Source organism: Duganella sp. CF402, assembly GCF_900109645.1.
Classification (GTDB): Bacteria; Pseudomonadota; Gammaproteobacteria; order Burkholderiales; family Burkholderiaceae_D; genus Rugamonas.
Window position 1 is genome coordinate 2,358,612 of sequence record NZ_FOBG01000001.1, and the last position, 20,976, is coordinate 2,379,587.

23 protein-coding genes are annotated in these 20,976 nt (G+C 59.5%); 9 read left to right on the forward strand and 14 right to left on the reverse strand.

Annotated features, from left to right (window positions below; translation table 11 throughout):
- Window positions 1-24: 24 nt before the first annotated feature.
- The 3 genes from BMZ70_RS10565 to BMZ70_RS10575 form a co-directional block, all read right to left on the reverse strand.
- A complete protein-coding gene (locus tag BMZ70_RS10565) occupies window positions 25-459 on the reverse strand; it encodes a hypothetical protein (protein WP_130300805.1) in 435 nt (144 codons plus the stop codon).
- 73 nt (window positions 460-532) lie between these two features.
- A complete protein-coding gene (locus tag BMZ70_RS10570; RefSeq protein WP_092273402.1) occupies window positions 533-1,108 on the reverse strand; it encodes a hypothetical protein in 576 nt (191 codons plus the stop codon).
- Window positions 1,109-1,522: 414 nt separating this feature from the next.
- Window positions 1,523-1,897 (reverse strand): hypothetical protein, encoded by a 375-nt coding sequence (locus BMZ70_RS10575; RefSeq protein ID WP_130300803.1) that lies wholly within the window; start codon window positions 1,895-1,897, stop codon window positions 1,523-1,525.
- Window positions 1,898-2,106: 209 nt separating this feature from the next.
- Between BMZ70_RS10575 and BMZ70_RS10580 the strand changes: the two genes are divergently transcribed.
- Window positions 2,107-3,093, forward strand: a complete 987-nt coding sequence (locus tag BMZ70_RS10580; RefSeq protein WP_092273407.1) for an integron integrase — start codon at window positions 2,107-2,109, stop codon at window positions 3,091-3,093.
- Between the two features lie 63 nt (window positions 3,094-3,156).
- On the opposite strand, the gene BMZ70_RS10585 is transcribed toward BMZ70_RS10580, so the two are convergent.
- The 3 genes from BMZ70_RS10585 to rpsO form a co-directional block, all read right to left on the reverse strand.
- Complete coding sequence (locus BMZ70_RS10585; RefSeq protein WP_092273410.1) at window positions 3,157-3,351, reverse strand: type II toxin-antitoxin system VapB family antitoxin; 195 nt, start codon at window positions 3,349-3,351, stop codon at window positions 3,157-3,159.
- Window positions 3,352-3,483: 132 nt separating this feature from the next.
- Window positions 3,484-5,613 carry a polyribonucleotide nucleotidyltransferase gene (gene pnp, locus BMZ70_RS10590; protein WP_092273413.1) on the reverse strand — a complete coding sequence of 710 codons (2,130 nt, stop codon included), beginning with the start codon at window positions 5,611-5,613 and terminating at the stop codon, window positions 3,484-3,486.
- Window positions 5,614-5,800: 187 nt separating this feature from the next.
- Window positions 5,801-6,070, reverse strand: a complete 270-nt coding sequence (gene rpsO, locus BMZ70_RS10595) for a 30S ribosomal protein S15 (RefSeq protein WP_092277743.1) — start codon at window positions 6,068-6,070, stop codon at window positions 5,801-5,803.
- 234 nt (window positions 6,071-6,304) lie between these two features.
- Between rpsO and BMZ70_RS10600 the strand changes: the two genes are divergently transcribed.
- The 3 genes from BMZ70_RS10600 (at window position 6,305) to BMZ70_RS10610 (ending at window position 9,171) form a co-directional block, all read left to right on the forward strand.
- Window positions 6,305-7,642 (forward strand): MFS transporter, encoded by a 1,338-nt coding sequence (locus tag BMZ70_RS10600; RefSeq protein WP_092273416.1) that lies wholly within the window; start codon window positions 6,305-6,307, stop codon window positions 7,640-7,642.
- 90 nt (window positions 7,643-7,732) lie between these two features.
- Window positions 7,733-8,518 (forward strand): hypothetical protein, encoded by a 786-nt coding sequence (locus BMZ70_RS10605; protein WP_092273419.1) that lies wholly within the window; start codon window positions 7,733-7,735, stop codon window positions 8,516-8,518.
- Between the two features lie 38 nt (window positions 8,519-8,556).
- Window positions 8,557-9,171 (forward strand): energy transducer TonB, encoded by a 615-nt coding sequence (locus tag BMZ70_RS10610; RefSeq protein ID WP_092273422.1) that lies wholly within the window; start codon window positions 8,557-8,559, stop codon window positions 9,169-9,171.
- Window positions 9,172-9,366: 195 nt separating this feature from the next.
- Here the strand turns inward: BMZ70_RS10610 and BMZ70_RS10615 are convergent, their stop codons facing one another.
- From BMZ70_RS10615 to BMZ70_RS10635, 5 genes are read right to left on the reverse strand one after another with little or no spacing between them, the layout of a single operon-like run.
- The gene (locus BMZ70_RS10615; protein WP_092273425.1) at window positions 9,367-10,290 is read right to left on the reverse strand and encodes a sugar kinase; all 924 of its coding nucleotides are present in this window, start codon (window positions 10,288-10,290) and stop codon (window positions 9,367-9,369) included.
- A complete protein-coding gene (locus BMZ70_RS10620; protein WP_092273428.1) occupies window positions 10,287-11,834 on the reverse strand; it encodes a 2-isopropylmalate synthase in 1,548 nt (515 codons plus the stop codon). The genes BMZ70_RS10615 and BMZ70_RS10620 overlap by 4 nt, the downstream gene beginning before the upstream one ends.
- A 43-nt stretch (window positions 11,835-11,877) precedes the next feature.
- A complete protein-coding gene (gene pssA / locus BMZ70_RS10625) occupies window positions 11,878-12,756 on the reverse strand; it encodes a CDP-diacylglycerol--serine O-phosphatidyltransferase (protein ID WP_092273431.1) in 879 nt (292 codons plus the stop codon).
- A 55-nt stretch (window positions 12,757-12,811) separates the two neighbouring features.
- Window positions 12,812-13,558, reverse strand: coding sequence for an SIMPL domain-containing protein (locus tag BMZ70_RS10630; protein WP_092273434.1), 747 nt, complete (start codon window positions 13,556-13,558; stop codon window positions 12,812-12,814).
- 55 nt (window positions 13,559-13,613) lie between these two features.
- Entirely contained in the window at window positions 13,614-14,381 is a 768-nt protein-coding gene (locus BMZ70_RS10635) for an SIMPL domain-containing protein (RefSeq protein ID WP_092273437.1), read from the reverse strand.
- Between the two features lie 167 nt (window positions 14,382-14,548).
- Between BMZ70_RS10635 and BMZ70_RS10640 the strand changes: the two genes are divergently transcribed.
- Window positions 14,549-14,797 carry a hypothetical protein gene (locus BMZ70_RS10640; protein WP_092273440.1) on the forward strand — a complete coding sequence of 83 codons (249 nt, stop codon included), beginning with the start codon at window positions 14,549-14,551 and terminating at the stop codon, window positions 14,795-14,797.
- Between the two features lie 191 nt (window positions 14,798-14,988).
- Here BMZ70_RS10640 and ilvC read toward each other — a convergent pair whose 3' ends face one another.
- The 3 genes from ilvC to BMZ70_RS10655 are packed head-to-tail and all read right to left on the reverse strand — an operon-like array spanning window position 14,989 to window position 18,298.
- On the reverse strand, window positions 14,989-16,005 hold the full coding sequence (gene ilvC, locus BMZ70_RS10645) for a ketol-acid reductoisomerase (protein WP_092273443.1): 1,017 nt from the start codon (window positions 16,003-16,005) through the stop codon (window positions 14,989-14,991).
- A 60-nt stretch (window positions 16,006-16,065) separates the two neighbouring features.
- Window positions 16,066-16,557 (reverse strand): acetolactate synthase small subunit, encoded by a 492-nt coding sequence (gene ilvN / locus BMZ70_RS10650; protein WP_092273446.1) that lies wholly within the window; start codon window positions 16,555-16,557, stop codon window positions 16,066-16,068.
- Between the two features lies 1 nt (window position 16,558).
- Window positions 16,559-18,298 carry an acetolactate synthase 3 catalytic subunit gene (locus BMZ70_RS10655; protein ID WP_092273449.1) on the reverse strand — a complete coding sequence of 580 codons (1,740 nt, stop codon included), beginning with the start codon at window positions 18,296-18,298 and terminating at the stop codon, window positions 16,559-16,561.
- A gap of 445 nt (window positions 18,299-18,743) precedes the next feature.
- Here BMZ70_RS10655 and BMZ70_RS10660 point away from each other — a divergent pair, with 445 nt between their 5' ends.
- From BMZ70_RS10660 to BMZ70_RS10675, 4 genes are read left to right on the forward strand one after another with little or no spacing between them, the layout of a single operon-like run.
- Window positions 18,744-19,310, forward strand: a complete 567-nt coding sequence (locus tag BMZ70_RS10660) for an RNA polymerase sigma factor (protein WP_092273452.1) — start codon at window positions 18,744-18,746, stop codon at window positions 19,308-19,310.
- Complete coding sequence (locus BMZ70_RS10665; protein WP_092273455.1) at window positions 19,307-19,720, forward strand: DUF3619 family protein; 414 nt, start codon at window positions 19,307-19,309, stop codon at window positions 19,718-19,720. The genes BMZ70_RS10660 and BMZ70_RS10665 overlap by 4 nt, the downstream gene beginning before the upstream one ends.
- Window positions 19,721-19,724: 4 nt before the next feature.
- Window positions 19,725-20,450, forward strand: coding sequence for a DUF3106 domain-containing protein (locus BMZ70_RS10670; protein WP_092273458.1), 726 nt, complete (start codon window positions 19,725-19,727; stop codon window positions 20,448-20,450).
- The gene (locus BMZ70_RS10675) at window positions 20,440-20,940 is read left to right on the forward strand and encodes an RDD family protein (protein WP_092273461.1); all 501 of its coding nucleotides are present in this window, start codon (window positions 20,440-20,442) and stop codon (window positions 20,938-20,940) included. The genes BMZ70_RS10670 and BMZ70_RS10675 overlap by 11 nt, the downstream gene beginning before the upstream one ends.
- Window positions 20,941-20,976 lie beyond the last annotated feature (36 nt).

Below are 20,976 nucleotides of genomic sequence, written 5' to 3' on the forward strand. Positions count from 1 at the left end.
GGTTGACGGAATTGTTGGGCAATGTCATTTGCTCGCCACCAGCTTGCGCAGTGCTTCGAATCGGGGCTTCACGTCAGTGCCTTCAGCATTAAGGTAACCAAAAGAGCCGCTGAAAGTTAGGACCAAGTTGTTTGCGTCGGGATAGAAGACGTATTCCATCCCGGCAAGCAAACCAAGACTGCAGTTACCTGGTCCGAATGGTAGGTCGCGCACGACGCCGGCCGCAGCAGGCGCACCTTTGAAAATTTCCCGAATCTCGTATTTCGCTTCCACTACCTCGACCACCTCAGAGGGATTGGAAGGATTAACAAGCTTGCCCAATCTCGTTTCGACGACTCGGGCACGAAACACAGACTTCGCATTGGCAAAGAGTTCCTCGTCAGTCGGTTGCTTGAGCGAGGAGCACGCTAAAGCCGGCAAGGAAAGTATTGCAAGTGCAAATAATAGGTAGTTTCTCATTTGGCCCAACGTTGCTGATAACCGGCGCGCTTTAGCGCGTTCGCGTTGATTGGATGGTTAGGACAGCCAGCATTCATCGTGATACGAATACTTTGTGCAGCAAAAGCAGTAGCCCCAGAACTACTCCGACTGGTACCAAAGCCTTTCGAGCGGCCACCAGGGAGCGCATCGTTGCCCACAAGTTCGTCCAGAACTTCCCCGGTAGTTTTAAGCGCTTAGTGACCGTGTAACCTTCGCCATCCAAGTGGCCAAGAAGTACTTCGAAAACCGGAGTAAGGTACCCGTTGGCCCACATGTGAATGCCGTAAGCCTCTCTCCGTGCTTGATCGACCACGACTAGCCACTGCCACGTTCCTCTGTTTCTAGCACGGTCGTCAATAAAGCTCTCCAGTTGACTTGGTGGCGGCGCCTCAGATGAGAAGTGAAGTACCACGCCGAAGGCGAAAGGCACGAAGAAACCGGGATCGTACTCTTCTTCGACAATCCTTATTACTTGTTCAAAAATCTCGCTCGGAGAGCGTCCTGTGCAGTCGAGTTCGAATACCCCTCGAAAGATGTTCTTAGTCTTATGCCGCCAAATGGACTGAGCGGCGGACCTGCCGGTGAGCGAGACGGGATCGAGCAGATCTATCGGGATAGGAAGCGACATAGGTGGCCTAACGTTCAAAGTAACTGGCTGCCGGAACGCGCAGCGTGGAGGCAGTCCAGTTGACTGCAGTGTTGGGCAGAACAATCACTTTACTCTGGCCTTTGCTATGAGTGAGGGAACAACACCAAAGATAAGTAAGACTCCCCCTGCGGTCAGGGTAAACCAAAGCACCGCCTGCAATGCAGCATAGAGCCATGAGGGGTGAAGCTTTGGATGGACGATTGCGCTGTACTCTGAGTCGAAGGCGAAAGAACAGAACCCTACAAAGAGCCCGAGCAAAACCCCAACAACAGCGGGGCCTAACAAAGTCTGCTTCGCCAGAGGTGTCATTTTAAGAATGCCCAACGTAAAAAGTCACTGGCGGCCGGAACGCGCAGCGTGGAGGCCGTCCAGTGGACTGCCGGGCTGGGCAATTTAGAGCGCATATGACAGGCTCGCACAAATTTGCTTTGCCACGACCGATTGTTTTTCGGCGTCGAAATAAATGGCCATTTGAACATAGCTCACCTTTCCGCGCGCAAAGCAATAGAGTGCTGAGGCCTTTTTGTCTGGCTCGGCAAGCCGATAACTATAGTAGAGCACGCCATTTTTCCGCACCACCTCCGCCGAAGTCGCTTCGGGTGATTTCCTTCCAGCGACTCCGTTCAACCACACGTCTTCGGACTCCTTGTCTTTATTGCCCCAGACAGAAATCCAGGCAGTCATTCCAGGCTGCAAAAAAACAAGACTACCCTCCTCCACGCGTCGATTGAATTTAGATGGAAGTTGCACTATCCATTCTTGGGTCATTTGGACCCGACCGTCGACGACCGGAAAATCTGGATGAAGTGGCATATTTATTGGGCCCAACAAAAAATAGGCCCCCTATTTGTCGCAATTCTTTCCGCCCAAAGCTTGAACTTTCGCAGAATGCAGGACTAGGAAACCAATATTATCAATACGTTATGCTAATTTAGCACACCCTAATGACTTAGGGCAAACCCACCTGCGGAGTAGCCATGAACCTACCTAAGCCTAAATTACTCGAAGAGGTTCGCAACCACATTCGGTTAAAGCATTACAGCATCCGCACCGAGCAAAGTTACATCGGCTGGATTCGACGCTTTATTCTCTTCCACGGCAAACACCATCCCTCCACAATGGGGGCCAACGAGGTAACACAATTTCTGACCCATCTGGCAGTAGCCGCCGGCGTTGCGCCATCAACCCAGAACCAGGCGAAAGCAGCCTTGCTGTTTCTATACAAGGAAGTGCTGGAAGCCGAGCTGCCCTGGCTGGATGAAATCGTCACAGCCAAGTCATCACATCGCCTGCCCGTAGTGCTCACCAACGACGAAGTACAGCGTCTACTAAGCAGCACCAACGGCACCAACGGCCTGATACTGCGCCTCCTGTACGGCACAGGGATGCGAATCATGGAGTGCCTGCGTTTGCGCGTAAAGGATGTTGAATTCACTCGCAACGAAATCATCATCCGTGAAGGGAAAGGCGCCAAAGACAGAGTAACGATGCTGCCACAAACTCTGGTGGCGCCATTGCGCGAACATCTCCACCGCGTTCAACTGCTGCACCAACAAGACCTGGCGGAAGGTTTTGGCGAAACGTGGCTGCCTTACGCACTGGAGCGGAAATATCCAAATGCGAACAAGGATTGGGGCTGGCAGTATGTATTCCCATCCAGACAGCGCTCGACAGATCCGCGCTCTGGCGTCACTCGCCGCCATCACGCTGACGAGAAGGCCATCCAGCGCGCTATGAAACAGGCCACGCGCGACACGCACATCAACAAGCCGGCGACGCCTCACACGCTGCGACATTCCTTTGCCACTCACCTGCTGCAAGCGGGTTACGATATTCGCACGGTTCAGCAACTGCTTGGCCACAAGGATGTCAGCACAACGATGATTTACACCCACGTCCTGAATCGCGGCGGCCAAGGCGTGGTGAGTCCACTGGATCAACCGCTGCGCCCAGCGCGGACATAAAAAAACCGCCGGAGTGGCGATCACTAAATCAGAGGAATAAAGTCATTACAGAGTCTATCAGGATCATTCGTCAGACCGCATGACGTCGAGGTTGCCCTCCCAGTGCAGTGTCCCCCGAAGCTGGCGTATTTTCTCTTGTTGCTTGAGGCGAACCACGGTGCGCAGCCCCAGCTCCACTGCAGCGCTTTCTGGTGTCAATCCAGTCAGCAGCAGCGCTTCTTGCATGAGCTTCTCGTCGATGAAAATATTCGTTTGCATGGCGTCCTCCTCTGTGAGTTAGACCAAGGCACGCCTAAACGGTTCGGGAATAAAAAAACCGCCAGTGTGGCGGTGCGATGGCCTTGGCCATTGCACGCACACACCAGCGGTTCTAGACTGAGCTAGCTCAGATTACTGCGCGTTGGCAGCAGCAGCGGCGGCTTCTTCAGCGGCAGCTTTCATCGACAGCTTCAGGCGGCCGCGGTCGTCGGTTTCCAGAACCTTGACGCGCACTTGCTGGCCTTCTTTCAGGTAGTCGGCCACGGCGTTCACACGCTCGTTGGCGATCTGCGAGATGTGCAGCAGGCCGTCTTTGCCTGGCATGACTTGCACGATGGCGCCGAAGTCCAGCAGCTTCAGCACTACGCCGTCGTAGGTCTTGCCCACTTCGACCGATGCGGTCAGCTCTTCGATGCGGCGCTTGGCTTCCTGGCCGGCAGCAGCGTCCACGGAGGCGATGGTGACCACGCCTTCGTCGCTGATGTCGATCTGGGTGCCGGTCTCTTCGGTCAGCGCGCGGATCACGGCGCCGCCTTTACCGATCACGTCACGGATCTTCTCTGGGTTGATCTTGATGGTGATCAGGCGTGGTGCGAAGTCCGACAGTTCGGTCTTCACGCTCGGCACGGCCTTTTGCATTTCGCCCAGGATGTGCTCGCGGCCTTCTTTGGCTTGCGCCAGCGCCACTTGCATGATTTCCTTGGTGATGCCCTGGATCTTGATGTCCATCTGCAGCGCGGTGATACCGTTGCGGGTACCGGCTACTTTGAAGTCCATGTCGCCCAGGTGGTCTTCGTCACCCAGAATGTCGGACAGCACGGCGAACTTGCCGCCTTCCTTGATCAGGCCCATCGCGATACCGGCCACGTGCTCTTTCATCGGCACGCCGGCATCCATCAGCGCCAGGCAGCCGCCGCAGACCGAAGCCATCGACGACGAACCGTTCGATTCGGTGATTTCCGATACCAGACGCACCGAGTAGCTGAACTCTTCCGGCGACGGCAGCGCGGCAACCAGTGCGCGCTTGGCCAGACGGCCGTGGCCGATTTCGCGGCGCTTAGGCGTGCCTACGCGGCCGGTTTCGCCGGTGGCGAACGGTGGCATATTGTAGTGCAGCATGAAGTCATCGGTGTACTCGCCCATCAGCGCGTCGATCTTCTGCGAATCGCGGGCGGTGCCCAGCGTTGCAATGACCAGTGCCTGGGTTTCGCCACGGGTGAACAGCGCCGAACCGTGGGTACGCGGCAGTACCGAGGTGCGGATCGAGATCGGACGCACGGTGCGGGTGTCGCGGCCGTCGATACGTGGCTCGCCGTCCAGGATCTGCGAACGGACGATCTTCGATTCCATTTCGAACAGGATGTTGCCGACTTCAACCGAGTCAGGCGCAGCAGTACCGGCAGCGGCCGCTTCAGCAGCCAGGTCGGCGACGATCTCAGCCGACGCAGCGCGCAGCTTGTCGGTACGGGCTTGCTTGTCGCGGGTCTGGTAGGCGTCGCGCAGCTTGGCTTCGCCGAAGTGGGCCACGCGGGCGATCAGCGCTTCGTTCTTGGCAGGCGCGGTCCAGACTTGCTCTGGCTTGCCGCCGTCGCGCACCAGGTCGTGGATCGCGTCGATCACGGCCTTCATCTGGGTGTGGCCGAATACCACGGCGCCCAGCATGATTTCTTCGGACAGCTGCTGGGCTTCCGATTCCACCATCAGCACGGCGGTTTCGGTACCGGCAACCACCAGATCCATCTGCGAGGTCTTCAGTTGTTCAACGGTCGGATTCAGGATGTACTGGCCGTTGGCGTAACCCACGCGGGCGGCGCCGATCGGACCATTGAACGGCACGCCCGACACGCACAGCGCGGCCGAAGCACCGATCATCGAGGCGATGTCTGGATCGATTTCTGGGTTGACCGACAGCACGTGGATCACCACTTGCACTTCGTTCAGGTAGCCCTCTGGGAACAGAGGACGGATTGGACGGTCGATCAGGCGGGAAGTCAGGGTTTCTTTTTCCGAAGGGCGACCTTCACGCTTGAAGAAACCGCCCGGGATTTTACCGGCTGCGTAGGTTTTCTCCAGGTAGTCGACGGTCAGCGGGAAGAAGTCCTGGCCTGGTTTCGCGTCTTTACGCGCTACCACAGTAGCCAGCACCACGGTGTCTTCAATCGACACCAGCACCGCGCCGGAGGCCTGGCGAGCGATTTCGCCAGTTTCCAGCGTGACGGTGTGTTGACCGTACTGGAAGGTTTTCGTAACTTTATTAAACATGGGTAATCCCTTTCTATTTGCCGACAGATTTTCAGGAGCTGTCGTTCACCTCACCACAGGCAGCCAGATGGCCGCCTTTACTACATTACTAAAACTTACTTAGCAATTTTTTAATGCTCAGAAAGACAAAATGCCCGCGACAGCAAACTGGCGCAGGCATTCTGTTTTAAGCCGGACGACGCAAAAATTACTTACGCAGGCCCAGTTTAGCGATCAGGTCGCGGTAACGGGTTGCATCTTTGTTCTTCAGGTAAGCCAGCAGGGATTTACGACGGTTAACCATCATGATCAGACCACGACGCGAGTGGTGATCTTTGCTGTGGGCTTTGAAGTGGCCGTTCAGTTCGTTGATGCGGGCGGTCAGCAGTGCAACTTGCACTTCTGGGGAGCCGGTGTCTTTGTCGCCACGGGCGTTGTCAGCGATGATCGCTGCTTTGTTGATGTTTTCTACGGTCATGATATTTACCTTTAACATGCGGTGCGCGGAGTCGGAACCCTGCTCACCGTGATTACAATAAAACCCGGTCAGAAAGACCAGACCCGGAAGTATAGCGGAAATCGCTGCCCGTGTATCTTTTTTTGATGCCTGCCGCTCGACATGTAGCGCAAATACAAAGAATTGATAGTTTTTTCTGTAGTCAAACTACTTTTTGAGTGGATAATACGCTAACAAAACAGCAGGAGACCGCAGATGCACGCCAAAGTCCACGCCGCCGACGCCCCGGCGCCCGTCAGCAAACCCCGTCTTTCGTTCTGGGCCATCTGGAACATGAGTTTCGGTTTCCTCGGCATCCAGGCCGGCTTCGCCCTCCAGCAAAGCAATGTGCCGCGCATCTTTGAAACGATGGGCGCCGAGCTGGACAAGATCGGCTACCTGATGACCGCTGCCCCGCTGGCCGGCCTGCTGGTACAACCCATCCTCGGCTACATGAGCGACCGCACCTGGGGCCGCCTGGGCCGGCGCCGCCCCTACTTCCTGCTGGGCGCCATCCTCGCCACGCTGGGCATGTTGGGCATGCCCAACGCGAGCGTGCTGCTGGCGGCGGCGGCCATGCTGCTGGTGCTGGACGTGGCCATCAACATCTCGATGGAACCGTTCCGCGCGTTCGTCGGCGACATGCTGCCGAAAGAGCAGCTGACTACCGGCTATGCGGTGCAGACCTTCTTCATCGGCGTTGGCGCGGTGGCGGCGTCCGCCCTGCCCTATGTGTTGCAGCACTGGTTCGACATCTCCAACACCGCCGCGCCGGGTCGCGTGCCGGATTCGGTGGTGTATTCGTTCTACATTGGCGGCGCGGTGTACCTCGGCGCGGTGCTGTGGACCGTAGTGCGCACGCGCGAGTATCCACCGGAACAGCTGCAGCAATACCATCCCGAAGTCGCGCACGCGCCGTCCTCCCCGTCCGGCCTGCGCGGCTTCGTACATGACTATCTGCACATGCCGCGTATCATGGTGCAGCTGTCGCTGGTGCAATTCTTTACGTGGTTCACGTGGTTTTCGATGTGGACCTATGGCACCGCCACCGTCACCCAGCATATCTATCACGCCACCGATACCCATTCGGCGCTGTACAACGACGGCGCTAGCTGGTGGGGCGTGTGCGGCGCGGTCTACAACGCTGCCTCGATCGCCTTTGCCTTCCTGCTGCCGCTGATCGCGCGCCGCACCAGCCGCAAGACTGCGCATGCGCTGGCGCTGCTGGTGGGCGGCCTGAGCTTCCTGTCGATCTACTTCGTCAGCACGCCGGGCGGCTTGCTGCTGCCGTTCGTTGGCATCGGGCTGGCATGGGCCAGCACTTTGTCGATGCCGTATGCGATCCTGGCTGGCCGCATCCCAGCGCACAAGATGGGCATGTACATGGGCATGTTCAATATGGCGATCGTGATCCCGCAAGTGATTTCGGGCGCGACGCTGGGCTACTTCCTGACCCACTTCTTCAACGGCAGCGCGGTGCTGATGATGATGCTGGGCGGCGCCTCGATGCTGCTGGCAGCGGCGCTGTCGCTGCGCATCAAGGAAACCCGGTAGGAGCAGTCCCACGTACACGTCGGGCGTGCGCCGACGCAATTGCTGACCTGTGGTTGCTATGATTTTTTCATCGTAACCACAGGAGGCTTCATGTCACGCTACCTCATCGCAGCACTCGCACTGGGCGCCACAGGCGCACTCGCCCACGCCGCACCCGCCGAACCACTGGACCGCGCCAGCCTGTCGCTGGGCGGTTTCTACACCGAACCGCGCATCGACTATCAGGGCGACACCAACTACGGCCGCATCGACACCGGCAGCTACAAAACCGACCATGTCACCCTGCCGCGTGTGAAGGCGCAACTGCTGCTCGGCGATACGCAAGGCCTGGACTTCGATTACTACCGCTACGACAAAACCTACAGCCCCACGCTAAGCGGCAGCACCAATATGAACGGCCTGCCGCTGACCGGCAACGGCCAGCTCAACGCCAAGCTCAGACTCGACCTGGCCAACCTCGCCTACAAATGGTGGATTGGCAGCGGCAAGGATGTCTTTGGCGTCGGCGTCGGCGCGGCCTGGTATCGCGCGCGGCTGGACGGCACCGCCAGCGGCGTGCTGAACGGCGTGGCCGGCAACGCAGCGTACAACGAAAGCGAGCATGCTTATGCGCCATTGCTGGAACTGGGCTGGCGCCACGCCGTGTCGGACACGGTGCGCGTGTACGCGGACGCCTCGGGTATCAAGAAAAACGGCGGCAACATTCGCGGCCATATCTACAGCGGCGCACTCGGCGTCGAGTGGTATCCGACGCCGATGGTGGGTGTGGTGGCCGAATACACCGCGAGCAAAATCAGCCTGAATCGCCACCGCGACAACAGCGACCTCAATGTGCGCCTGAACGGCCCGGCCGCCTACGTCAAGTTCCGTTTCTAAGCATGTAGAATCGGCATATTCCTTTTGAATATGCCGATATGAACCAATACCTGCTTGCTACCGCCCTCTTTATCGCCACGCCGGCAATCGCCGCATCCACCGAGCCGCCTCCCTCCGCAGTCATCACGTCGCCGTCTTGCGATCCGGTCTGGCCTGCTTCGTCGGTGGCGAACCAGGAATCCGGTACGACTGAGATGACAGTACTGGTAAAGCCTGATGGCCGTGCGTCCGACATCAAAGTCACGCAAAGCAGCGGCTACCGCGAATTGGACATCGCCTCCGTGAGGGCCGCAGCAAAATGCACCTACGCGCCAAAAACCGTGGACGGTGTCCGGAGCGAAGAGTGGAAACAGCTGAAGTTCAAATGGGAACCGGGCAAGGAAAAGGCCAGGGCAGAATACTATGTATGCGCGAAACCGGAATGGCCGAAGGAAGCGCTGCGCAATGAATATCAAGGCACCGTCCAACTGGGATTCCTGATCGGCACCGATGGCAAAGTGCGTGACTCGCGCATTGAGAAAAGCAGCGGCCATGCGATTCTCGACGTCACCGCGCAAGATGCGCTGTCGCGCTGCCAATTCAAGCCGCCAACGAAAGATGGCCAGCCGGTCGAAAGCTGGTTCAGCATGCAGTACCGCTGGCAGTTGAATTAACGCTGCCCCAGCCAGGAGGTAAGCGAGGCCGTGCCGCTGGCCGTGGCGGTCAGCACGCGCGAGTCATCGCTGCGACGTCGCCAGCCGCGCTGAGCTTCGGTCATGACACGGCCTCCGTAAAAGTGCGCTATTCACGCAAGATGAACACCAGAATAGCTATTCATCACCGCACATGCTTCGGCGTGGGGCGAAGTATCAGCCCAACGCCGCACGCACTTGCGCCGCTGTTGGGATTGGGGCGACTGCGCCGTGGCCCAGCGTTGACAGGCCGGCGCTGGCGTTGGCGTAGCGAACCGCATCGGCCAGCGTGTCGCCAGCGGCGAGGCGGGCCAGTAGCGAACCGTCGAAGCAATCGCCGGCGCCGGTGGCGTCTACCGCCTGCACTGCGCGTGCTGCGGCCAGTTGTGGCTCGGCGCCCTGCTCCGCATACCATGCGCCGGATGGACCGGCTTTCAGCACCACGGTGCGCGCGCCATGCGAGCGTGCCCACGCGAAGATCGCTGGCACGTCGTCGGTGCCGGCCAGCGTGACCGCTTCATCAAGGCTGGGCAGGAACAGGTCTGTCATGCCGATGGTGGCACAGATGGTGGCGCGGGCGCGGGCGAAAGGCCACAGCGAGAGGCGCAGGTTCGGATCGAAGCTCACCTTGCCGCCTGCTGCACGCGCTGCTTCGATGGCAGCGAACACGGTATCGCAAGCGCCAGCCGAAATGGCCTGCGAGATGCCCGACACGTGGAACCAGCGCGTGCGTGACGCCGCGCTCAGGTCCATCGTCTGCGGCAGCATGCGGCTGGCCGCCGAACCGGCGCGCAGGTAACTGAAGCTGTGCCCCTGCGGTCCGTGGTTCACGAAATACAAGCCGGTCGGCGCCTGCGTATCGCGCGCCACTGCGCTTACGTTCACACCTTCGGCCTGCCACAGGTCGAGCAGCATGCGGCCGAAATGATCTTCGCCGACGCGGCTCAGGTAAGCCGTGCGCGCGCCTTGCCGGCTGGCCGCGATCACCGCGTTGGAGGTGTCGCCGCCGAAGCCCTGGCGGTATAACGGTTCGCTGGCCTTGGCCTGGTTGAACTCCACCATCGCCTCGCCCAGCGCTACTACATCAAACTCTTTACTCATGGTTGGGGATTCACTCGCTCAATCTTGGAATGCAGTTTATTCAGTGCCGACAAATACGCCTTGGCCGAGGCCACGATGATGTCCGGGTCCGAGCCTACGCCGTTGACGATGCGGCCTTCTTTCGACAAGCGCATGGTCACCTCGCCCTGCGACTGGGTGCCGGTGCTGATCGCGTTCACCGAGAACAGCACCAGCTCCGCGCCGCTGCCTACTTCGCCCTCGATGGCGTTGACGGTCGCATCGACAGGGCCGTCGCCACGGCCTTCGCTGACATGCTCTTCGCCGTCGACGAGGAAGGCTACTTTGGCGGTCGGCGTTTCGCCGGTGGACGAGCGCTGCTCGAGCGAGACGAAGCGATAGAACTCGCTCTCCTGCGATTGCTGCTCGTCCGATACCAGCGCCAGGATGTCTTCATCAAAAATGTCGGACTTGCGGTCGGCCAGCTCCTTGAAGCGGGCAAACGCCGCATTCACCTCGGCCTCGGACTCCAGATCGATGCCCAACTCCTGCAAGCGCTGCTTGAAGGCGTTACGGCCGGACAGCTTGCCCAGCACGATCTTGGTGGCAGTCCAGCCCACGTCCTCGGCGCGCATGATCTCGTAAGTCTCGCGCGACTTCAGCATGCCGTCCTGATGGATGCCCGACGCGTGCGCAAACGCGTTCGCGCCCACCACCGCCTTATTCGGCTGCACCGCAAAGCCGGTAATCTGCGACACCATCTTGGAGGCCGCCACGATCTGCGTGGTGTCGATGCCGCATTCGAGATTGTAGTAACCGCCGCGCGTGCGCAGCGCCATCACCACCTCCTCCAGCGCCGTGTTGCCGGCGCGCTCGCCGAGACCATTGATGGTGCACTCGATCTGGCGCGCGCCGCCAATCACCACGCCGGCCAGCGAGTTGGCGACCGCCAGCCCAAGGTCGTTATGGCAGTGCACCGACCACACCGCCTTGTCGGAATTCGGAATGCGCTCGCGCAGGCGGCGAATGGTTTCGCCGAACATCTCCGGCACCGCGTAGCCCACCGTATCGGGGAAATTGATGGTGGTCGCGCCCTCGGCGATCACGCCTTCCAACACGCGACACAGGAAATCCTCGTCCGAGCGGCTGCCGTCTTCCGGGCTGAATTCGATATCGTCGGTATGCTGGCGCGCGAAGCGCACCGCGTTGCGTGCCTGCTCCAGCACCTGCTCTGGCAGCATGCGCAGCTTGGCCTCCATGTGCAGCTTGGAAGTGGCGATGAAAGTGTGAATGCGTTTGCGCTCGGCCGGCAGCAGCGCTTCGGCGGCGCGGGCGATGTCGCGGTCATTGGCGCGCGACAGCGAGCAGATGGTCGACTCGCGCACCGCCGTGGCAATCGCCTTGATCGATTCAAAATCGCCGGGCGAGGCGGCGGCGAAGCCGGCTTCGATGACATCCACGCGCAGCCGTTCGAGCTGCTTGGCGATGCGGACCTTTTCGTCCTTGGTCATTGAGGCGCCCGGCGATTGCTCGCCATCGCGCAGCGTGGTATCGAAGATGATAAGGCGGTTGGATGAGTTGCTCATGATTGCTCCTTGAATCTGCTGCTCAGGGCCTACCGCCCTCTATTTAATGACGTTCGCTCGGATCGTCACTGTCCATATCAGTTTGAATCAGGCTGACCTTCTTGCCCTTGGCCGCGCGCCATGCGGCGACCACGTAACCCGACAGACCGTACACCGCAAACAGAGGCCACAACGTGGCGGCCGGCTTGATCGCGATCAGCGCCAGGCCGAGCGCGATCAGGAACACGCCGATGAACGGCACCGGCTTGCGGAAGTTCACATCCTTGAAACTGTAGAACGGCACGTTGCTGACCATCGTCAGGCCGGCAAACACCGCGATGCCCCACGATACCCAGGCCATCTCCAGCCCGGATACGTCAACATCGAGATCAAGGATCATCAGGATAAAACCAGCCACCAGCGCGGCGGCCGACGGCGACGGCATGCCCTGGAAGTAGCGCTTGTCCACCACTTCGATATTGGTATTGAAGCGCGCCAGGCGCAGCGCGGCGCCGGCGCAGTACACGAAGGCGGCGATCCAACCCAGCTTGCCGAGGCCGCGCAGCGACCATTCATACATCACCAGCGCCGGCGCGGCGCCGAACGACACCATATCCGACAGCGAATCGTACTGCGCGCCGAATTCGCTCTGCGTGTTGGTCAGACGCGCGACGCGGCCGTCCAGGCCATCCAGCACCATCGCGATGAAGATGGCCCACGCTGCGTGCTCGAACTTCTGGTTCATCGCCATGACGATGGCGTAGAAACCGCAGAACAGCGCGGCGGTGGTGAAAGCGTTCGGCAGCAAGTAAATGCCGCGATGGCGCGGCCGGTCCAGATCCTCTCCGCGAGCGCGACGCGCAAAACGGCTGAAGCGTGACGTTTTGGGCAGCTTGGCTTGGGCCGCACTGTTCTTGGCACGGCGGCGGGGGAAGTTGGGCATAGTGGTCCGTTTCTGGTTATCGGGGTTGCGCCACCATTATAGTGGAGGCGAACGCTTACTTGAAGCGCACCTTACCCACCAGCCGCATGGTCAGCGTGGTCTCGCCGGGCTCGAAACTGGGTTCGGCCACCTGCGGCGCAGGGGGTGGCGGCGCGGCCATCGCCATCATGCGCGAGCCGGCCACCGACACGCGCTCGGTGTAATTGCCCGAGCCTTCGAAGTCCACCGTGTCGAGCACCGCGTCGCCGACCTTGCGGCCCATCGCCTTGGCGATCGACGCCATGCGCTCATTCAGGTTCTGGTAAGTGGCGGCGATGCGCTGGTCTTCCAGTTGGCGCGTGGCATCCGGCGACAGGCCGAAGTGCAGGCTGTTCAGGCTGAGGACAGCCTGGGCGGCGGCCACGGTTTTCGGCAGACCGTCGAGATTGGTGGTCACCACCTGCAGCGACTGGCCGACGCGCCACGCGGTCGGCACGCGCGCCTTGCGCGGCTGGCCCTGGATCTGGGCCGGCTCATCAGGATAGACCGGGTAAGTGTAGTAATTGAGGGTTTTCAGGCTGGCTTGCGGATCGGCCTTCTTGACGATATCAAGCCCCTGCTTCATCTTGGTGTTGACGCGCGAGGCGGCGGCGGCCTTGTCCTTGTCCACATCTTCCACCGACAGCGTGGCGGTGGCCTGGTCGTTGGTGCGCTTGACCTCGCCGTAAGCCGGCACCACCACCAGCGTGCCAGCGGTGGACAGCGATTGTGCGTGGGCGGAGAAAACACAGGCCGCGAGCGCGGCCATTGCCAGGTATTTCATTGCAAGCTCCCGTGTTGAGGTAAAGATAATACTTTACCTCAAACACCGGGGAGGCTTACTTGAATCGGACCTTGCCCACCAGTTGCATCTGCAGCGTGGTTTCGCCCGGCTCGAAGCTTGGCTCGGCGACTTCCATGCTGTCGGCGGATTTGGACATGCGCATCATCATCGGCGCGGCGGCTGACGAGCGCTCGGCGTAATTGCCCGAGCCTTCGAAGTCGACGGTCTCCAACACCGCATCTCCGACCTTGCGCCCCATCGCGGTGGCGATCGAGGACATGCGTTCATTCAGGTTCTTGTAGGTCGCGGCAATGCGTTCATCGTCGAGCTTCCTGGTGGTCTCCGGGGCCAGGCCGAACTGGATGCCGTTCAGCGTCAGGATCTTCTGCGCCGAGGCCACGGTTTTTGGCAGCTTGTCGAGGCTGGTGGTAGTCACCTGCAGATACTGGCCGACGCGCCACGCGGTCGGCACGCGCGGCTGCTTGACCGGCTGGCCATTTGGCAGCATGCGCTCTTCCGGATAAACCGGATAGGTGTAATAGCCCTGGGTTTTCAGGCTGGCTTGCGGATCTTCCTTCTTGACGATCTCCAGCCCCTGCTTCATCTTGGTATTGACGCGCGAGGCGGCGGCGGCCTTGTCCTTGTCCTGCTCCTCGATCGCCAGCGTCACGACCGCCTGGTCGTTGGCGTGTTTGACTTCGCCGTAAGCGGGCACCACCACCAGCGTGCCGGCGGTCGGCAGCGATTCCATCGGAGCGGCGTGCGCAGCCAGCGCAATCGAGGTGATGGCAGCAACGGCAGCGAAGTTTTTCAAGATAGTCATACGGGCTCCAAAGTTAAAGTTACAGCAAGCCGCACTGTACCCGAATTTCCTGCCAGCACTTGTAAGACATGGTGAGCGTTTGTAACATAAACACATCTTAAGCATCTGCTAATGGTCGGCCACATGAAGCTTGTTATCATGCGGTTTCGACCTTGGGAGATGTGATCATGGGCGCTGTCCTGGAATTCTTCATGCCGCTGGTATTCAACGTCCTGTTCTATGCGATAGGACGTTTCATCATCCCCATCGTCTCATTCGGCCATGCGCGCGCTGAAAATGCCGGCGAAGTCTTCCAGTTCCGCACCTTCATCTGCACGCGCCGCGAAGGCAAGCTCACCTTCTCCGAATTCGCCACCTCCATCATCGGCCTCATCGCTGCGATCCTGCTCGTCATCGCCTACAACTTGATCGTGTGAAATTCAGGGTCAGCTCTGTCATTTGGACACGCGCGCCAGTTCTTTGATTTTTCTCAATGCACGAATTCCGGGCTTTTTGCGTATTGATATAGATCAAAGATCTGCACTGCGTGTCCAAATGACAGAGCTGACCCTGAATTGCCATAAAAAAAGCCGGCGGGAGCCGGCTTTTTGCTTGCTGAAGAGACTACTTAGTTCTTCGACTGGTCGACCATTTTGTTTTTGGCGATCCAAGGCATCATGGCGCGCAGTTTGGCGCCGACTTCTTCGATCGGGTGCTCGGCGGTCAGGCGACGGCGCGAGATCAGGGTCGGTGCACCGGCTTTGTTTTCCAAGATGAACGATTTGGCGTATTCACCGGTCTGGATGTCTTTCAGGCACTGACGCATGGCGTTTTTGGTGTCTTCGGTCACAACACGTGGGCCGGTCACGTACTCACCGTATTCGGCGTTGTTCGAGATCGAGTAGTTCATGTTGGCGATGCCGCCTTCGTAGATCAGGTCAACGATCAGTTTCAGTTCGTGCAGGCACTCGAAGTACGCCATTTCCGGAGCATAGCCAGCTTCGGTCAGGGTTTCGAAACCAGCTTTGATCAGCTCAACCGCGCCACCGCACAGAACCGCTTGTTCGCCGAACAGGTCGGTCTCGGTTTCTTCGCGGAAGTTGGTTTCGATGATGCCGGCTTTGCCGCCACCGTTGGCCGATGCGTACGACAGGGCGATGTCACGGGCGATGCCCGATTTGTCCTGGTACACGGCGATCAGGTGCGGCACGCCGCCACCCTGGGTGTAGGTGGCGCGCACGGTGTGGCCTGGGGCCTTCGGTGCAACCATGATCACGTCCAGATCGGCGCGTGGCACGACTTGGCCGTAGTGCACGTTGAAGCCGTGGGCGAAGGCCAGTACCGCGCCTTGCTTGGCGTTCGGTGCGACGTTTTCGTTGTAGACCTGGGCGATGTTCTCGTCCGGCAGCAGGATCATGATGACGTCGGCGGCTTTGACCGCGTCGTTCACTTCCGCCACTTTCAGGCCAGCTTTTTCCACTTTGTTCCACGAAGCGCCGCCTTTGCGCAGGCCGACGGTGACGTTGACGCCCGAGTCGGTCAGGTTTTGCGCGTGGGCGTGGCCTTGCGAACCGTAACCGATGATGGCAACGTTTTTGCCTTTGATCAGGGAGAGGTCAGCGTCTTTGTCGTAGAAAACTTTCATGATAATTCCTATGTATTTTGAGTGTGAGGTACTAACTGCACGAAGCTGGATAAGCCGTGCTTAAACTTTAAGGATGCGTTCGCCGCGTCCGATGCCGGAACCGCCGGTACGGACCGTCTCCAGAATGGAGGCGCGGTCGATCGAATCGATGAACGCGTCGAGCTTGCTCTTGGCGCCGGTCAGTTCAATCGTGTAGCTTTTTTCGGTGACGTCGATGATGCGGCCACGGAAGATGTCGGCAGTGCGCTTCATCTCTTCACGTTCCTTGCCCACCGCGCGCACTTTGATCAGCATCAGTTCGCGTTCGATGTGCTGGCCTTCGGTCAGGTCCACCACTTTCACCACCTCGATCAGGCGGTTCAGGTGCTTGGTGATCTGCTCGATGATGTCATCCGAACCGGTGGTGACGATGGTCATCCGCGACAGGGTCGCGTCTTCGGTCGGCGCCACGGTCAGCGTTTCGATGTTGTAGCCGCGTGCCGAGAACAGGCCCACCACACGGGACAAGGCGCCGGCTTCGTTTTCCAGCAATACAGAGATAATGTGTCGCATATTAAAGATCCTCCGAACCCAGCAGCATTTCGGACAGACCCTTGCCTGCTTTCACCATCGGCCAGACGTTTTCCGATTGATCGGTAATGAAGTTCATGAAGACCAGCTTGTCTTTCATGGCGAAGGCGTCGCGCAGCGCGCCATCCACGTCACCCGGTTTTTCGATGCGCATGCCAACGTGGCCATAGGCCTCGGCCAGCTTCTCGAAGTTCGGCAGCGAATCCATGTAGGACTCGGAGTAGCGCGAACCGTAGTCGATCTGCTGCCACTGGCGCACCATGCCCAGGAAGCGGTTGTTCAACATGATGATCTTCGGCGTCAGGTGGTACTGTTTGCAGGTCGCCAGCTCCTGGATGCACATCTGGATCGAACCTTCGCCGGTGATGCAGGCCACCGTTGCGTCAGGATTCGCCATCTGCACGCCCATCGCGTACGGCAGGCCCACGCCCATCGTGCCCAGACCGCCCGAGTTGACCCAGCGCTTAGGCTTGTCGAACGGGTAGTACTGCGCGGCCCACATCTGGTGCTGGCCAACGTCGGAGGTGATGAAGGCGTCGCCTTTGGTCACTTCCCACAGTTTCTGCACCACCGATTGCGGCTTGATCACCAGGTCCGACGTGGCGAAGCCGAGGCAATCCTTGCCGCGCCATTCGTTGATCTGCTTCCACCAGTCCTTGAGCGCAGGCGCGTTCGGCTTGGCATCGGCCGCATCCAGCTGGGCCAGGAATTCGATCAGCACGTCCTTGACGTTGCCGACGATAGGAATATCAACCTTCACGCGCTTGGAGATCGACGATGGATCGATGTCCACGTGGATGATCTTGCGCGGGTTGGAGGCGAAGTGTTTCGGGTTGCCGATCACGCGGTCGTCGAACCGCGCGCCGATGGCGATCAGCACGTCGCAGTTCTGCATCGCCATATTGGCTTCATAGGTCCCGTGCATGCCTGGCATGCCGACGAATTTCTCGTCGCTGGCGCGATACGCGCCCAGGCCCATCAGCGTGTTGGTGACCGGGAAGCCGAGCTTGTCGACCAGCTTGTTCAGTTCCGGCGCCGCATTGGCCAGGATCACGCCGCCGCCGGTGTAAATCATCGGGCGTTCGGCTTGCAGCAGCAGTTGGACTGCCTTGCGGATCTGGCCGGAGTGGCCTTTGTCTACCGGTTTGTACGAGCGCATCTCGACCTCTTTCGGGTACGAGAACGTCGTTTTGTGCATCGAGATATCCTTCGGAATATCGACCAGCACTGGGCCTGGCCGGCCGGTACGGGCGATGAAGAAGGCTTTCTTGATGGTCTCGGCCAAGTCCTTGACGTCCTTGACGAGGAAATTGTGCTTGACCACCGGACGGGTAATACCGACCGTGTCGCATTCCTGGAACGCATCCTGGCCGATCGCGTGGCTCGGCACCTGGCCGGAGATCACCACCATCGGGATGGAATCCATGTACGCAGTGGACAGGCCCGTCACTGCATTGGTAACACCCGGACCGGACGTAACCAGTGCAACACCGACCTTGTTCGACGAGCGCGAGTATGCATCGGCGGCGTGAATCGCAGCCTGCTCGTGGCGTACCAGAACGTGTTGGAATTTGTCTTGCTTGAAGATGGCGTCGTAAATGTACAGAACCGCACCGCCTGGATAGCCAAAGACGTGTTCAACGCCCTCTTCTGCCAGACAACGGACGACGATTTCTGCGCCAGTCAATTGATTACTACTTTGTGAAGATGCTTCGGTATTCATGAAACATTCCTTTCAAGGTCCATAGGAGATTGATCGGATGCTCTGTCCTTGCGAAGTATGAATACCGCTACAGCTCTGCCCTGCGTCCCTTTATTTATGCGGTCGCACTGCCTCTTCCGCCAACCGTAGTGGCGTGCAAAGCGATGCTAGCGCAAACTCTCGTTTGGCCGGGTTTTCCGTAGTGGTGTTGCATACCTCTCACGCTTGTGGCGTGGGCGAGAGCAAACTGCCTACTAAATGAAAGCGCGTCGTGTCGTTTGCGGCGTTGTGTGCCTGCGGCGACCAGACCATAGAGCTTCGGGGTTGTTCAAAGCGTCCCATACGGTAACACCGCGATACGGCTTTCAGCAAGCGCTAATTTGGTAAATGGTCGTTTTTCATGTAAAACCATGCAAAACATGACGTTTTTTGCTAGCATGCGCCACAGTTCAAAACATCCCGACGCATGGCCACAGACAAAGAATTATCCGACTTCCTAGAGAACGTCGAACGCCGGGCCTTCAAGCAGGCAGTCTACGCGGTTCGCAAAGACGAATCCGCCCTCGATATCGTGCAGGACGCGATGATCAAGCTCGCCGAAAAATATGGCGACAAACCGGCCGCCGAGCTGCCGATGCTGTTCCAGCGCATCCTGCAAACCACCATCCTCGACTACTTCCGCCGCGAAAAGGTGCGCAATACCTGGGTCAGCCTGTTTTCCAGCATGGGCCCCTCCGGCGACGAGCATGAGGACTTTGATATACTCGAATCGTATGCCGGCAGCGACGGCGAGGCCGGCGAATCGAGCGCCGACCAGGTCGAACGGCAGCAAACGCTGGCAATAATCGATGCCGAAGTACAAAAGCTTCCGGCACGTCAACGAGAAGCCTTCCTTATGCGTTATTGGCAGGATATGGACGTGGCCGAAACGGCCGAAGCGATGGGCTGCTCAGAAGGCAGCGTCAAAACGCATTGCTCACGAGCAACACATGCGCTGGCCGAGGCGCTGGCAGCCAAGGGAATAAAATTATGAACACCGACGATCTGAATTTCGCTTACAAAGTGCGCCATGCGCTCAATGAAAAGCTGGACGACCTGCCAGCGTCGACCACAGACCGCCTGGCCAAGGCGCGCCAGATGGCGCTTGCGCGCAAGAAAGCCCACGTGGAGCAGCCGCTGTCCGTGCGCGTTACCAAGGCCGAGCTGGCCGTCGCCGGTGGCGGCATCAGCGGCTTCTTCTCGCAGTTTGCCTGGCTGGGCCGCGTCAGCATGGCGGTGCCGGCATTGGCGCTGGTAATCGGCATGGTCGGCATCTATCAGTACGAGCAGCAGGAACGCATCGCCGACCTGGCCGAGATCGACGCCGCCGTGCTGTCGGACGAATTGCCGCTGGACGCCTATCTGGACCACGGCTTCAACGCCTATCTGTCGCAAAGCGAGTAAGCGTATGGCATGGAGCGGTCGCGCCAAACTGGGCGCAGGAGCAGCGGTGATAGCGGTAGCAGCAGCGGGCGCGGCCTGGGTCGCCAGTCGGCCTGACGCGCCGGAACTGGTGAAGGCGCCGGTGGCTGCCGTCACCGGCAAAGGTGGCGCCGCCGCTCCGGAAAAAGTCTTGTGGAAAAACTTGTCCCCGGCGCAGCAGCAGGCGCTGGAGCCGCTGGCCGGCGAGTGGGACGAGATCGAACCGGTGCGCAAGCAAAAATGGCTGGGCATCGTCAACCGCTACAGCAAGATGACTCCGGATGAACAGGCGCGCGTGCAGGAACGCATGCGTGAATGGGTGCGCATGACACCGGAAGAACGCCGCCAGGTGCGCCAGAACTATGCCCGCGCGCAAAAGCTGAATCCCGCCCAGAAGTCGATGTCGTGGGAATCCTATCAGCTGCTGTCGGACGAGCAGAAGCAGGAACTTGCTGCCAAGCCGGTTACCAAGAAACAGGTGGCCAACCTGCCAACGCCGGCGCAAGCCAAGATGGCGACGGTGGCGCCGATCAAGCCGGCCAAGCCGACCAGCTCACCGGGCGTGGCCACGCCGGTGGTGCCGCCAGTGCTGCCCGCCCCTGCCGATCCGAATGCGCCGCTGCCGAATGCATCCAATGTGACGCCAGTGCCGGCGGCGCCATCCACCACGCCGGCCCAGCCAGCGCCACCAGTTCCTGCCGATGTCAAATAATCCGACGATCAAGCGCCGCCTGATTTCGATGGTGTATGAATCGCTGCTCGGCTTTGCCGTGCTATTCCTGCCGTTTTTGATTTTCGAAGTGGTGACGCGCGCCAGCCACACACCGCTGGTCGAGCATATGCGGCAGGCGCTGGCCTTCGTGGTGCTGGGCTGTTACTTCATCCACCAATGGCGCACCGACGGTCAGACGTTGGCCATGAAAACCTGGCGCATGAAGCTGCAGGGCGTGCATGGTGGCGCGATCTCCACGCGCACCGCAGCCGTGCGTTACCTGTTGAGCTGGATGTGGGTGCTGCCGGCGCTGATCGTCGCACTGGCGCTGGACCTGCACCGCTGGCAGGCGCTGGGCGCCGTCTTCACTGGCATCTTGCTATGGTCCCTGACCGCCTTCTTCGACAAAGATCGCCAGTTCCTGCACGATAAACTGGCCGGCACGCGCATGGTGCAGCTGCCGCCACCGGAAAAGAAAAAGAAAGTGTAAATTTCGCAACTTCTCATGGCAGAATAGCCCTTTCTG